Source organism: Streptomyces sp. NPDC050535 (assembly GCF_044457665.1).
Taxonomy (GTDB): domain Bacteria; phylum Actinomycetota; class Actinomycetes; order Streptomycetales; family Streptomycetaceae; genus Streptomyces.
The window spans coordinates 105037-119210 of sequence record NZ_JBITHE010000021.1; the positions used below are offsets into that span (position 1 = coordinate 105037).

Below are 14174 nucleotides of genomic sequence, written 5' to 3' on the forward strand. Positions count from 1 at the left end.
CGCGCGTCGAGTGCTGGACTGCGTTCACGGGCCAGACAGCTGAATCGGCAGAGTCGGCTCGGCAACAGACTTCAGATCTCCCGGCTTACGGCCCAGCCGAACGCCGCCAAGCCGCGCCCGCAGTCTGCGCTGCAAGTGGCCTGACGACGACCTGCTGTTCTCCGCTCAGGCCTGCTTCGTCCTCAAATTGGCCGCGAGAACAGCGTCAACACAGACGTCCGGCAGGCTGGTCAACACGGCCAAGTTCATTCGCCGTGATGCCGTGTCGTGCTGCCACAGCCACGAACTCCTCCAGCAGAGCGGTAACAGCCACCCTCTGGTCGCCAGAGATCGGTACATGGCGCTGGACAGCCGCGACCTGGTCAGCGGCGGGCGCATAGGGAGAGACCTACTCGTCCTGCGTACTCGACACCAGCGGAGCTTAACCTCCCGCTGGGAAAAACCGGCAGGTTCAAAGACGGGTTCTCACGCCTATCCAGGCGCGACTCGCCCTTGCCTCGAATCGGGGCTGCCTGCGGCTCACTCTCCGCGTGCCGCACCCGGCACTCGCCCATAGGCTGACGTAGGGTGTCGCGGCTCACGTCCTACGAAGGGACTCCGAACTGCGGCTTTTGTGGAGTCTCATGCTCATGTCCAGCCGTTCAGTCTCACGACCGTGTCCAAATCCTCGACATGGGACTTCGGACTGGATGGACCGACCAAGCAACAACTGGCGGGCCCTTGGGCCGTCTGCGGGGCCGACCGGGGCGGCCCACGACGGGTGGGATGCCGTCGACCAGGGCGAGGGGCTGGGTGACGTCGTTGACGTTGGCCGCGGTCGTGATCCAGGAGTGCCGCCCCTACTTTTACTGCCTGACGCATATAACTCTCCCTTTGCGGGGGGCGGGAATTGAACCCCGCCCCCCACCGACTTCGTACGCGGGTGTGCCGTACGAACAGGCCAAGGGCCCACAGGCTCAGTTCGAGGGGCAGGCGGTGTCTTCGTCGGGGCGTTCGCCGGTGGTGAGGAAGGTGGTGACGATGTCGTTGGCGCACTTGTTGTCCAGGAACAGGTACGCCAGGTGCCCGCCTTGGTCGGCCGTCACCAGTCGCGCCCGGTCCCCGAGCGCCGCGCGCGTCTTGAGGGCGCTGTGCAGTGGCGTTGCTGGGTCACGGCGGTTCTGGAGCAGCAGGATGTTGGACGGGCCGCGGTCGGTGAGCTTCACCGGCTTCTCGTTGGGCTGCGACGGCCAGAACGCGCAGGGTGTGATGTCCGCGCCGGCGGCTCCGAACTTGGGGTACGCCTTGCGGTCCTGCTCGACGTTTCGGGCGTAGACCGAGACGTCCGCGGGCCAGTCTGAATCGTTGCAGATGACGTGCATCTGACTCGCCAGATAGTTGTCCGAGGGCACGCCGGACGAACCGCCCGCCGGGCTATCGCCTTCGGCCGGCTTCAGCTTGGGGATCGGCTTGCCGGTGTTGAGCGCCTTCCATATGCCGGCCAGTTCCGGCAGCTTGCTGTCGTAGTAGAAGCGGTCGAAGGTCGCCTGCCGGAACGCCGCGCCCGTGAATCCGTCGACGCTCGGCTTCCTGTCGAGCTTCGCGGCGATGTCGGAAAAGGTCTCTTCGACCTCTTCGGGCGTCCGGCCCAGGCCGTACTTCTCGTTCTGGGCGGCTGCGAACTTGGCGAAGTCGGGGAAGCGGTCCTCGAAGCCCTGGCCGAAGTCGCGGGCGAACGATGCGTTCCAGCCACCGGGGCCGGTCACGCTGTCCAGGAAGACCCGGTCGGTGCTCTTGGGGAACATAGTGGCGTAGACGGAACCGAGGTAGGTGCCGTAGGAGATACCGAAATAAGAGACCTTGGACTCGCCGAGGGCTTCGCGGACCCGATCCAGGTCGCGGGCAGTGTTCGCCGTGGTGATATGCGGGAGGAGGGCCGCCGTCCGGGAAGCCGCGCACTTCTTCGCGACAGCCTCGACACGCTTGGCCTCGGCCGCCACGTCCGCCGCGTTCCGTGCGTAGGTGGGGATGTTGCTCGGATGATCCGTCAGCTTCAGCCCACAGGTCACCGGCGTGCTGCGCCCGACGCCCCGGGGGTCCATCCCGATGATGTCGTAGCTGTCCAGGATGCTCTTGGGGAGACCGAGCTTGCGCAGAGCGGCCGGCATGGTGAGGGTCTCCCCGCCGGGGCCCCCGCTATTGGTGAGGAGGACGCCGCGGCGCTTGTCGGGATTCTTGCTCGCCAGCCGGGAGACGGCGATCCCGATGGTCTTCCCGTCCGGCTTCTCGTAGTCGAGCGGGACGTCGAGCGTGGTGCATTCGACTCCCGCCGCAGCCACACCTTCGGGGCACTTCTTCCAGGAGAGCTTCTCCACATCGGTCTCGGCCGATAAACACGCCGTTGACAGCGTTGTCAGCAGACCGATAGCGAGTGCTGCTGCTGCGGACTTCCTCACGAGTGAGCCTTTCTGAGAAACCTGCGGATCGGGATGGTGCGACGAAGGCCGGACCAGACGAGGTCCCGGCCGTTGACGGGTCACCGGAATGCACACGGTCATTTCGCACACCGACCGAAGCGTCGGGTGACCCCCAACTACCCTCCGGCCGGCGCCTCATGTAAGCGAATGGGAATGTGACTTCAGCGGCAAGGGCCGGGCCGGTGGACGGTGTAGCCCTTATAAACAGCCCCCACAGTGGCGACGGGCACTTAAAGTAGAGGCGTGAGCTTCGCGTCAGAGGACTATTTCGGCCAGGCGGGCGACCTCGTCGATGTCGTCGGTTCCGGGGCCCAGGATCAGTTCGTCGACGCCCAGGGCCTCGAATTGCTTGACGGCGTCGCGCAGTGATTCCGCATCGGTGTGCACGTTGTCAACGACGATTTTCTGGTATTCGCCGGTAGCGGCGTAGTAATCGGCAATGTTGGCCCGACCGCGGCCGGGATCGCCTAGCGCGAAGTAGTTGAGGGCGACCAGCCGGGGCTGTCCCGGCCGCCCGGCCGCCTCCCACGCGGCACGGGCGGCGTCGAAAGCGCCGGACGCCAGGGCCGCGGGCACCGATCCGGCAATGAAACCGTCCGACGACTGGGCCATCCGGCGGTAGGCGGCCGGGGTGGTGGCGCCGAACAGCAGCGGCACCTGCCGTCCTCCGGCCGGAACCGCCGGGTTCGGGCTTCCCGGAACGGGTTCGCCGGCCCACATCGACCGGTAGGTTGCCAGGTCGCGGTCCATCCGGGCGCCCCGGTCCCGGGGGCCGTGCCCGGGAACGACGAAGTCGTCCTCGCGGATGCCCACCCCGATGCCGAGGGTGAGTCGACCGCCGGAGACTCCGTCGATCGACGCTGCCTCCTTGGCCAGCAGCGCGCCCGGCCAGGTGGTCGCCAGCAGCACCTGGCTGAGCAGCCCGATCGTGGTGGTGGCCCCGGCGGCTGCGGCCAGGGCGACGGTGTCCATCACGCCCGGATAGGCGACCCGGCCGGTGGTGCCCAGGGTGGAGAAGCCCGCTTCCTCCGCTCGGCGGGCCCAGGCGGGAATCACCGGGGCGTGGACGTCGCGGACCTGGTTGGGTATTCCGATGCCGATGCGCATCGAGAGGCTCCTCAGCTGGTACGGGTGTCGATGTTGTACGGGCCGTGGACCGGACCCACCCGTGATCCTGCCCAGGCGCCCATACACCCGGGTTGCAACGGTCAGACAGCGCGCGCCGAGGCGCTCAGGACGGCGACGGCGTCGTTGAGCGTCGGCGGCTGGGAGGGAGGGGCGCCCTCGTACCAGCCGTGCGGCACGGTCGACTGGAGAAAGGTGCCGGCCGGCCGGATGTCGCTGCGCGCCTGGTGAAAATGGACGACGTTGCGGAGCAGCGCGGCGCCGGCCGCGTCGTCGGCCGCGTCCAGCGCCAGGGCCCCGTTGTGCAGCACGGCCAGCTGGTTGCTCAGGTCGCCTTCGGTGAGGAAGCGCCGCAGCGAGGACCGCAGCAGCGGAAGGGCTTCGCCACCCTTCGCGTCGACCAGGGTCTGGGCCAGCATCAGCTCGCTGAGCGCGGCTGTCCAGACGAGCCCGGAGGCGTCGGCGAGGCGCACTGCGGCCCGCAACCGGTTTCGGCCTTCGGCGATCCGGCCGGCCATGACGAGAGCGGCGCCCCATGCCATCGCGGTGGCCGCGATCAGCCAGGTGGTCTGCGTCTCGGTGGCGATGGCGTGTGCCTCGGCCGACGCGGCCAGCGCGATCGCCGGGTCGCCTCCCGGCAGCTGGACCAGAGCCTGGTAGTAGCGGACCTCGGCGAGCAAGCTGCGATACCTCGGTTCCGAGGCCACCGCCAGGTTCGCCTCGGACAGCATGCGCCGTGCCGTGGTGACATCGCCGGTGAAGTAGAGCAGGGCGGCCGACGAGGTCCTGGCCCGCACGCTGTCGCCGAGCGGGGCGTCCGGCGCGGCGGCCAGGGCCGCGGTCAGCATCCGGTTGCCCTCGGCGAGCAGGCCGCTGCGGATCCAGAACCACATGAGCCGCGCGGCCGTACGCAATGCCTCGACCGGGGCATGCGTCAGGTCGTGTGCGAGTCCCGCGCGCAGGTTCGGCAACTCCAGACGCAGCGCCGCCATCGTGGTCGCGGACCGTACGCCCTGTAGATCGGCCTCGGCCCGGGCGACCAGCTCGCGGACCCAGAGGGCATGGGCGGCCCGGGTCGCCGCCGGATCTTTGTCCACGGACCGGCTGTACGCTCGGATCGTCTCGAGCATCCAGTAGCGTGCGGTGCTGCCGCCGGTCTCGGCGGTGACCACGGACTGGTCGACCAGCGTGACGAGCACGCCGAGCCCGGCGGCGGGGCCTGCGGCCTGCAAGGGAAAGCCGCCCTCGTACGGCCAGAGCCGCACCGCGAGGTCATGCTCTTCCTCGGAGAGAAGGTCGAAGCTCCAGGCGACGGCCTCCTGCAACGTCGCGTGCGGGGTCATCTTGTTGTGCGGGATCTTGCCCAGCACGGTGAACCGGTCGTCCAGATTCTCGATCAGCCCCCGTACGCCGAAGGTCCGCACGCGCGCCGCCGCCAGTTCCAGGGCCAGCGGCAGACGGTCCAGCGCGTCGGCGAGGCGGCGCAGATCCCGGCGGTCGGTGTCCTGCGCGATCCAGCCGGGCCGGCTTGCGCGGATGCGATCGGTCAGTAGCGTCACGGCGTCGTCGCCTGCCAGCGGACCGAGCGGCAGATTGTGCTCGCCGTCGATGCCGAGCGGGCTGCGGCTGGTGGCCACCACCCGCAACGCGGGAATCCGGTCGAGCAGGTCGACGACGAGCCGGGCCGCCTCGCCGACGAGGTGCTCGCAGTTGTCGAGTACCAAATACTTCCTGTGTAGGCGTAGCCGCTTGATGAGCGCCTCGTACGGGTCCCCGGTGAACCCGGTGACTCCTAACGCCGCGGCGACCGCTGAGACCAGGTGGGCGGGGTCGGCCACATCAGCGAGCCGGACGACGGCGTCCCGTCCGCCCCATTCCACGGCCAGGCGGGTTTTGCCCGAACCGGCGGGCCCGACAATGGTGACGAGCCGATGCGTGTCGACGAGACGGCTCAGCAGGGCCAGATCGGCGTCGCGGCCGATGAACGACGACAGCGGTCGATCGCCGGGCGTCGCGGTCCGGACGCCGGTGGCCGCCAGGGCCGGGTCCTGTGACAGGATGCGGCCTTCGAGCTGCCGCAGTTCCGGTCCGGGGTCGACACCCAGTTCCTCGGCCAGCAGGGTCCGGACCCGGCGGACCGCGTTCAGAGCGTCGGCTTGACGTCCCGAACGGTAGAGCGCCAGCGCCAGCAACTGCCAACGGCGTTCGCGGTACGGCGCGGCGTGCACCAGCGGCTCGAGCATGGCCACCGCACCGGCGTGGTCGCCGGTGGCCAGCAGTGCTGCGACGCCTTCCTCCTGGGCGCTGTCACGCTGTTCCACCAAGGCGACACGGATCGCGGTCGTCGACTCGTGGTCGGCCAGATCCTCGTACGGTGTCCCGCGCCACAACCGCAGCGCCGTCTCGAAAGCCTCGTGCGCATCGGCGTGGCGGCCGCAGGCCACTAGCGCACGGGCCCGGACGAGGTGGCCGCGGAACCGTTCGACGTCGGTGTCGGCGGCCAGGAGCCGATAGCCGCTGGCGGAGCGCTGCAACGCCGTGCCCGGCAGCACCCGGCGGAGCCGGGAGACGTACACCTGCAGGGCGCCCGCGGGGTTGCGTGGCCGACGGTCATCCCACAGTCCTTCGGCCAGGCTGTCCTCCGAGACCGGCCGCCCTTCCCCGGCGACGAGGATCGCCAGCAGCCTGCGGGGCAGCCGGCCTCCGACGTGGACCGGCTGATCACCCGCTCGGACCTCGAACGGACCCAGCACCGCGAACGTCAACACCGCACCATGTAAGCCCATGTCACCGATAGTGGCAACGGCGCGGCGGCCGCGCCGTATCCGTGCTGTAGGCGGATTGAAAGGTACGGCCTCGAAGCTGCTTCCATGCACACCAAGAAGAGCGAGAAGATGGCCGACAGCCGCGACATGATCGGCGCACACGACGCCATGCGGAGGGAGTTCGGCGCTCTGCCCGCGCTGATCGCCGGTGTGCCGGCCGGTGACGCGCAGAGCACCTCCGTCGTCGCCGACCACGTACTGATGATGGTCGACTTCCTGCACGCCCATCACACCAGCGAGGACGACCATGTGTGGCCCCGACTGCGGGAGCGTTGCCCCGATGACGCTGGGCCCCTCATCGAGACGATGGACCGGCAGCACGCCTTCATCGACAGCGAGTTGAAGGAGCTCGCTGCGGGCGGTCGGCGTTGGCAGGCCTCGGCCGACGCCACCGACCGGGACGCCGTCGCCGCCGTTGCCGAACGTCTGTTGCCAGCGCTGTACGAGCATCTGGCGCTGGAGGAGGAGCGGATCCTGCCGCTCATCGATCGCCACCTGACCGAACGCGAGTGGAAGACGACCGTCGAGGCGTCTCTGGGCAAGGTGCCTTTCGTACAGCGTCTGCTGATGTTGGGCATGGCCCTGCGCGGGGCGAGCCAGGAGCAGGCCCAGCTCCTGCGCGCAGCCGTCCCCGCCGTCGTCTGGCACGCCGGCCGCCCGCTCGGGACTCGTCTCTATCGCACCCACCGTGAGCGCCTGGCCTCCGCGAGCCGGGATTCAGATCTCTGATCCTCGACCACTGGATCACCCGCGAGCTGCGGCTGTGATCGCCGATCCTGATCACGTTCCTGTGCCTGGCCATCGCCGCCGGGCGGATCGTCATCGCAGGGGGAAAGATCGACGCGGCTGCGGAGGACGCTCCCCAGGCCGCCGGACTGATGGCCCCTGACCTGCTGCTACGAGGTTCAGAAGTAGGCACTCAGCGAGACGGACACCGCCACCTGAACGGCGTGGCCGTTCGTGGTCTGCGGGCTTTCATCGGGGCCGGCGGTTCATCCACCCCTTCTGGTCGCCGATGGGAACGCTGATCGGCCGACAACCCGAAGCATAGTTTTCGTGCTGGAACACCTGTACTCATGGCAGACGGTTCCCCTGACGGCATCCCACCCGTCGTGGGCCGCCCCGGCCGGCCCCGCAGACGGCCCAAGGCCCTGCTCGGTGACAAGGGCTACGACTCCAACCCCAACCGCGACGAGTTGCGTCACCAGCGAATCCTGCCCGTCATCTCCCGCAAGGGATCACCGAACATCAAGGGCCTGGGCAAGCTCCGCTACGTCGTCGAGCAGACCTTCGCCCTGCACCACCACTTCAAGCGCCTCGCCGTCCGATGAGAACGCCGCACCGAACTCCACGACGCCTTCTCTCCCTCGCCTGCGACTTGATCTGCTGGAGGCGACTCAAGAAGGCCCGATCATGATCGTGTTACGAGCTCTTACGCAGTGCGCCCAGTCTCTCGGAATCGAGCGTTTGCAGCCACCTACTCAACCAGGGCGGCCCCGGCGATTGCCCGGCTTGTCCTGAACTGGCGCGGTTGATGTTGGCGGCGAGCCTCAGAGCAGACGAACACGCCCCCTGTGGATCGTGGACTTGCTGCTCCCGTTTGCCCCGTACTCCGTCTGCAAGCCCTACGTGGGGGTGCCGAGCGGAATCAGTCCGCAGCCTAGTCGCCGGGGTCGAGTCGCTCACCGATCCGCGCGCAGTCACCGGATTCGCCTGCTTGACGCCCCTACTCCCCGACGAGCACACGATTCCGGCGCCGCTGATGCCCGACGGCGGCCCGGAGCGCGAGCAGCGCGCCGGGCATACCGGGCCGCCGTCCAGGCCGATCCGGTGCGCCGCAGGCGCCGGGCCATCGCGGTGAGCGGCAAGTGCCTGCGCGGGGCAAGACGCCCGAACGGCAGCCAGGTCTTCGTGCTCTCCGCGGTCCGCCACGGCGACGGCCTCACCTTGGCTTCGCGTGAGATCGGCGCGAAGACAAACGAAATCGCCGAATTCGCACCCCTACTCGACGATGCCGACCTCGTCGGGGTGGACATCACCGCCGATGCTCTCCACGCCCAGTACTCTCACGCCGTCTAACTGCGCGAACGCGGCGCCCACTACCTCCTCGCGATCAGAAACAACCAGCGCGGTCAGGCCCGCCAACTCCACCGGCTGCCCGCCTTGCAGGACGACGCGGCCGGGATCGTCGCCTGGGCCCGCGCTCATTGGACCGTGGAGAACACCGTCACTGGGCGCGCGATGTCGCCTTCGGAGAAGATAAATCCCAGGTCAGAACCCGCAACGCGCCTGTCGTGCTCGCTGCCGTCCGCGACCTGATCCGCGGTGCGCTCAAGCTCGCCGGGTACGTCAACACCGCCGCCGGACGCCGAGCCCACACCGAACGCCACCGCGTCCTCGCCCTCTACGGCAGCACGTGACCAACCAGACATCCGAGGCACACGCCATGGCCCTGCTCCGCCCCTGAGCGGGACGAAACTGTTACGGCCGTTCATGCGGGCCAGACATTTTCCGCGGGGCTTTCTTCAATCGGGCCGCGAAGGAAAGCTGGTCAGCAGTTTTCGACCGACCGACAGATCATGAAGGACACGGCCTCCATGCGCTTGTTCTGCCCGGTGGTGCCGATCGCGTTGGTCTCGCCGTTAACCCCGCAGTACCAGACCGGGTTCCAGCCCACGCTCTGCACATAGGAGTTGCCGCAAATCGTCCCTGTCTGCACACCGAAGGTCACCGCTTCCAGGCGCAGCCCCGTACCTGCGGAGCCAAGTGTGATGCGGGTGCCGGACGCGGCGCACTTCTCAGCCCCCCACCCGGAGCCCTGCCGATAGCCCCTGGCACAGAGACTGCTCCCGGCGACCGCCATCTCAACGGCCTCGATCGCGCGCCCGCCTCCGGCCGCGCCGACCGACACCGACTGTCCGGCGTTGGCACATTGTTCGGCCGTCCAGCCGGAGCCCTGCACGTACACCTTGGCGCAGACCCTGTTCGCTGCCTGGGCACCGGCCGAAGCCGGGGAACTCATGGACAACGCCAATGCCACAGCCGCCACAGCGACTGTCAGAATGCGTCCGATCCCACTGTTTATTCGTGTCACGGCCAGTTTGCTCCATCTATCTGACAACGATATTCGGGGACTACTATCGCGGACTGAACCGAACGGACAGGCCAGTTCGATGTTTTTCTCGGGAAAGCCGACAGGTTTCCCGCCTCGCGTGCACCGCAGAAACCGAATTGACCGCCGCAGTGGCGCGGCTGTCGCGGTCGGACAGATTGGCTCTGTGCATGTTCATCACAGGGACGGATGAACATCACCAACAGGTTCCGGAAATGGCCCTAGTCGTCCTCCGGTGGAACGGCGGGGGCCGCTTCGGCTCTGTCGTCGGCAAGCACGATGACGGTTGTCGCCTCGCCCGTGGCCGTGTCCGTGCCCTGCTCTGCCCGTGGGGCCGAGGCCGTTCGCGGGGGTGCGGTGGTCTCCTCCGCGAGAGGAGGCGTCAGGACGGTTTGCGCGACGGGCACAGGGACGGAACCCGTCTCCACGGCCGGGGCGGCAGGTGGCTCCGCGGCCGATGTGCCGGAGGAGGCGCTGGCCGTCCGGGGAGCCGGGGCTGTCGGCCGGGGTTCGAGGCCGAAGAACACCGCGGGCGCCGGGTTGCCGGAGACGGCGGCAGGCGCAGATCGGCGGCGAGTGCGTCGCCGAGCGCGGCCCGCAGCTCTTCCGGACTTGAGGGCCAGCTGTGCCCTGCCAGTCGGCCGCTCTCACCTGGGGCAACGGCGGTCAGCGCGTGCGCCAGCGCGTCCCCTTCGGGCAGGACGTACAGCGGCGTCAGTTCGCGCTCGGCCAGTTGCGTCGCCTGGGAGGGGGAGGCTGTTCGGCGGGGGAGAGCGTTTCCGTCCGTTCCGTTGCTTCTGTTCGCTGTGCCGGGTGCGGTTCTGTGGTCGTGGGCGGGCGTGGTGCGTCGTGGGTGGTGCGGGGTGTGATGGGGATGTGGATCGCGGGGCTGTCAGGGCGGGCACCATGTGGAGGCCGGTGTCGGTTGGTACCGGTGTGTGGGGAGCTGCCCGTGGGTCGAGGTGCATCCATGCTGCGGTGATCTGGTCGATGTTTCCGACGTGGCCGATCCAGCCGTTGTCGCCACGCAGGAGTGTGCCTGTGGGTACGTGGAGAAGTCGTCGCCGAAGCTGGTCCAGCTCAGTGGTGGGAGCTCGGTGCCGTCGGGCAGCCTGATCCATCCGCCCGGGTTCACCTCGTAGCCCAGCGGGGTGGCGGACGAGCCTGCTCCGTCGGCCGGGAGGGGGAGGTCGAATCTGGTGAATTCGCCGCCGGCGCCGCCAGAGCCGGCCGCCATCACAGCTGCGGGGCCGCGGGAGACACCTCCTCGGCGGGGTTGTGCCAGGGTGACTTCTCGGCCGATGTGCCATTGCTGCTGTATCGGATCGATCCCGGTGTCCGGGGAGCCGCGGCGACGATGGCGGCCCCGCGCGGATGAGTGCTGGGCGCCCACCCGTCCTGCCAGGCTGCGAGCGGTTTAGAAGTCATTTCAGTTGGTGAGTCTGCGGTGGCATATGAGGGTTGCGGCGATGGCGGTGAAGGCAAGGAAGTGTTCCGGCTTGCGCTCGTAGCGGCGGTGAAGGCGTCGGCAGCCGGACAGTCCGCGACCGGTCGGTGCGTGCGGGCAGTTGGATACGCAGGCATGGGTCCTCTGTGGGGGCGGGGCGGAAGTGTCCGATGGGTGGGTGCGGAGCGGAGCGTTCAGTGCTGGTGGTGTTCGCGCCATGCGCCACACAGGGCGCGGCAGTCTTCCCGGCGCTGCGCGAGCCCTGAGGGCGCCAATCCGGTGGCGGCGGCCGCCCTTGCGGAGGATGTCGTCAGGTGACCAGGTCGAGCACTGCCCAGACCTGGCGGCCTTCGCCGGTCATCTCTGTCCCGCAGCTGACGGCGCCGAGTTCGCGTAGGCGGGTCAGTACGTCGTCGTCCTGCGCCTGCGTTGGATGGGGATGGTGGCTGAAGGCCAGGAGGAGAGCCTGATCGTTCTGCTCGGCGAGGTGGAGGCTGATGTGCCGGCCACCGTCCGCCACGACCGTGGTCACCAACTGGCGCACGAGGGCCTCCAGGGCGTCCGGTGTCCGCAGACCCCACTTGTCCAGCCGTCCCGTCACTTCGGCGAAGGCATTGCCCGGCGCCCAGGGCTGCGCCTCCAGCGACCAGGAGGCGCCCTGACGGTTCTTCATCACCGGCCGGCCCGCACGGCCGCCACGCTGAGGCATGGGAAGAGCAGACGCTTCCAGCAGCGTCTGCGGCGGTGGCGGCGACGGTGGCCTTTTCGGAGGCGGAGACGTCTTCGGCGGGTAGTCGGGGCGCGGCTTGATGGCTTCAGGCCCGGTGTCCGGCTCCATGAGGGGCCCCCTCGTTCCGTGCGTGGTCACCCATCGGAGAGGTACCGTCAGCTCTCCGACACGATTCCTCTCACATCCGGTGCTGGTCCTGCGACCGAACTCGAACTACCGGTTGCCATGGAGGTGTCGGCGTACCGTCCGGGCACCTGAAGGCTGGCCTCGTCACCAACTCAGTCCCTCTGCCGAGCACTCGCCGCAACAGAGGTGCGCCGGCCGCCGGTGACGGTCCCGCGGGCTTCGCCGTCTGCGCGCCTGCCGGATCCGGGCGGGACGAGGCTCAGATGAGGGCGCGCGCTGGGTGAGGTGCCACACCCCGGAGTTGACCCGACGACCCAGCACGGTTCGCGCCCTGTCGGCCGTTCCGCCTGCGGATCTATCGTGGATGCGGGTGGTTGGGGGGCGTCGACGTGCGGGACACACGGTTGGTGCAGACGGCGGTGATCGGTGACGAGCGCTCGGACGTGCCCGTCATCCTGCCGACCGAGGCCGTCCAACTGGACGCCTTCCGTCGCGTGCACGGCCACGACACCTTCTGGTGCGGGCTCCTGCTCGGCGGCTGCGGCGCCCAGCTCGCGCACAAGCTGTACGTCGACCGCCAGTGCCACTTCCAGCATCACCCGCAGCCCAACGGCGCCCCGCACGACTGCCGCCGGCCGAAGGTTCGGACAGTCCAGCGCCGATCACCTGTATGTGAAGTCGGCGATGTCCCACTCGCTCCTGGACTACGGCCTCACCGGTCACTTCGCCTTCCCGCCGCCGATCGGCTCGCTGCTGGACGTCGACCTCGACGACGGCCTGGCGCTGCGGGTCCACATGGACGGCTCCGTGGCGCGGGACTGAGCGGGCGGCAACACCCCTGTCCTGGGCCCGGGCGTGATGCCGGAGCCGGGGGTGCTCTCCCGCTGCCCGTACGTGTACCGGGTCCGATGCGAGAGTCGTCGCCGGCCGCAGGGTGTGGATCGGTACGCAGAGCCTGGCCCGGCCCACCGAGTGGGTGCCGCTGGCCGACTGTTCCTGGAGTGAGGACGGCCTGATCACCCCGGCCGCCACGGACATCCTGCGGCGCCAGTCCACACTCACCAGCCCCGCGCCCGCCCGGGCCGATCAGGCGTATCGGCCGGGAGTCTTGCCGGAGAACGTCATCCGCTTCATCCGCGGTATCGAGGCCGCCCAGCGCGCCGGAACGGTTGAGCATGTCCGACGGCTGTGTGACGGCAGTGTCGAGTTCCTCGACCGGCTCGACCCCGCGGTTCGAGCGGAGGCAGAGGAGGCGCTGGCCGAAGCCCGGTCCTGGCTGGCTGGCTGGCTGGCTGGCTGGCTGGCTGGCTGGCTGGCTGGCTGGCTGGCTGGCTATGAGGACTACCAGCAGCGGGTCTTCGCCGATCTCGAAGCGGCTGTAGGCGAGCGCCGGGCCTGGGACGTGCGCTCCCAGTTGCAGAGGGCCACCGCCCTCACCCGGCGCGGAGCCGGCGCCGACGAGCAGCGCGTCCTGGCCGCGGCCTGCGCCTTCGTCCGCCGGCAGGACCACCTCCCCGCACCTCGGCACGGCCCCTACTTCACCCCCTGCTGGCGCCTCGCCCCAAACGCCCACCCGCCAGGACGAAGGCAATTCCCCGGCATCAGCCCGCAGGCAAAGACGCGTCCACGCCGCGGTCGACACCAGCGAAGAGGGAGAGGAAGCGGCCGCAGCAGACGGCAGCACCGAAGGCCTCGCACCGGGAACGGCGGGACCGTCGGGCGGCCCTGCGGCGAGCCCGGTTCATCCTTGACCACCTCGACAAACAGCGCTTCCACCTCTTCGCCGACCAACAGCGCGAGCTCGCGCGAGAGCTGGAAACCGTCGTGGACGTCGCCGGCGACTGGCTGTCCGCCGACGAGCGGCGCGATGCCCGGTTCTGGATCAGAAGGACGTCGGAGCCATCGAGGAAGGACCGGCCGAACCCGGCACGCCGGGAACTGGCACCGGACGTGCTTCAGGCCGCGGCCGCCGCCGTGCGCGAGGCCCTGAAGAAGTCGGCGCGCGAACAGCGCACCACCACCTGGGCCGGGCTGGAACAGCAACTCGGAACCGCACTCCCCCGCACGACCCTCGCGGACCGGATGCAGGTCCTGACGCTCGTCGACCAGAGCACTCCGGCCGACCAGGCACTCCTGTCCTCTCTCGTCGCCGCGGGAGACCCGGACATGACCACGTCCTACCGCAAGATCGCCAGTGCCCTGGGCCTGGACATGCCCTCGAGCAACGACGACCTGCGCGATGTCCTTGAAGCCGACGTGCAACAGGTCCATCGCCACTGGAGCCACCACTAGCCTGCGCGTTTCACTTGATGCCGTGTCCGGATCTTGAGCGGAGACACGAAAGTGCCTTCTG

At 68.9% G+C, this 14174-nt stretch carries 9 protein-coding genes and 2 pseudogenes; 5 read left to right on the forward strand and 6 right to left on the reverse strand.

What is annotated here, in order from left to right; genetic code table 11:
* Window positions 1-956: 956 nt before the first annotated feature.
* The 3 genes from ACIBLC_RS33720 to ACIBLC_RS33730 all read right to left on the reverse strand — a co-directional run bounded on the left by ACIBLC_RS33720 (window position 957) and on the right by ACIBLC_RS33730 (window position 6367).
* Window positions 957-2435 carry an alpha/beta hydrolase gene (locus ACIBLC_RS33720; RefSeq protein WP_399215174.1) on the reverse strand — a complete coding sequence of 493 codons (1479 nt, stop codon included), beginning with the start codon at window positions 2433-2435 and terminating at the stop codon, window positions 957-959.
* Between the two features lie 276 nt (window positions 2436-2711).
* Window positions 2712-3563: an LLM class flavin-dependent oxidoreductase gene (locus ACIBLC_RS33725; protein ID WP_399215175.1), complete on the reverse strand. Its 852-nt coding sequence runs from the start codon at window positions 3561-3563 to the stop codon at window positions 2712-2714.
* A 101-nt stretch (window positions 3564-3664) separates the two neighbouring features.
* On the reverse strand, window positions 3665-6367 hold the full coding sequence (locus ACIBLC_RS33730) for a BTAD domain-containing putative transcriptional regulator (protein ID WP_399215176.1): 2703 nt from the start codon (window positions 6365-6367) through the stop codon (window positions 3665-3667).
* Window positions 6368-6451: 84 nt separating this feature from the next.
* Here ACIBLC_RS33730 and ACIBLC_RS33735 point away from each other — a divergent pair, with 84 nt between their 5' ends.
* The 3 genes and pseudogenes from ACIBLC_RS33735 to ACIBLC_RS33745 form a co-directional block, all read left to right on the forward strand.
* Window positions 6452-7135 carry a hemerythrin domain-containing protein gene (locus ACIBLC_RS33735; protein WP_399215177.1) on the forward strand — a complete coding sequence of 228 codons (684 nt, stop codon included), beginning with the start codon at window positions 6452-6454 and terminating at the stop codon, window positions 7133-7135.
* Between the two features lie 347 nt (window positions 7136-7482).
* Complete coding sequence (locus ACIBLC_RS33740; protein ID WP_399215178.1) at window positions 7483-7737, forward strand: hypothetical protein; 255 nt, start codon at window positions 7483-7485, stop codon at window positions 7735-7737.
* 356 nt (window positions 7738-8093) lie between these two features.
* A pseudogene (locus ACIBLC_RS33745) lies at window positions 8094-8826 on the forward strand (transposase); the annotation flags it as partial.
* 131 nt (window positions 8827-8957) lie between these two features.
* Here the strand turns inward: ACIBLC_RS33745 and ACIBLC_RS33750 are convergent.
* From ACIBLC_RS33750 to ACIBLC_RS33760, 3 genes and pseudogenes are all read right to left on the reverse strand, one after another.
* A complete protein-coding gene (locus tag ACIBLC_RS33750) occupies window positions 8958-9500 on the reverse strand; it encodes a hypothetical protein (protein WP_399215179.1) in 543 nt (180 codons plus the stop codon).
* Between the two features lie 1447 nt (window positions 9501-10947).
* Window positions 10948-11058: pseudogene (locus ACIBLC_RS33755) on the reverse strand (IS5/IS1182 family transposase); the annotation flags it as partial.
* A 217-nt stretch (window positions 11059-11275) separates the two neighbouring features.
* On the reverse strand, window positions 11276-11674 hold the full coding sequence (locus ACIBLC_RS33760) for a hypothetical protein (protein WP_399215180.1): 399 nt from the start codon (window positions 11672-11674) through the stop codon (window positions 11276-11278).
* A gap of 831 nt (window positions 11675-12505) precedes the next feature.
* Here ACIBLC_RS33760 and ACIBLC_RS33765 point away from each other — a divergent pair.
* Together ACIBLC_RS33765 and ACIBLC_RS33770 are read left to right on the forward strand one after the other, a co-directional pair.
* Window positions 12506-12643: a hypothetical protein gene (locus tag ACIBLC_RS33765; RefSeq protein ID WP_399215181.1), complete on the forward strand. Its 138-nt coding sequence runs from the start codon at window positions 12506-12508 to the stop codon at window positions 12641-12643.
* A 1002-nt stretch (window positions 12644-13645) separates the two neighbouring features.
* Entirely contained in the window at window positions 13646-14113 is a 468-nt protein-coding gene (locus ACIBLC_RS33770) for a hypothetical protein (protein WP_399215183.1), read from the forward strand.
* The last annotated feature ends 61 nt before the right edge of the window (window positions 14114-14174 follow it).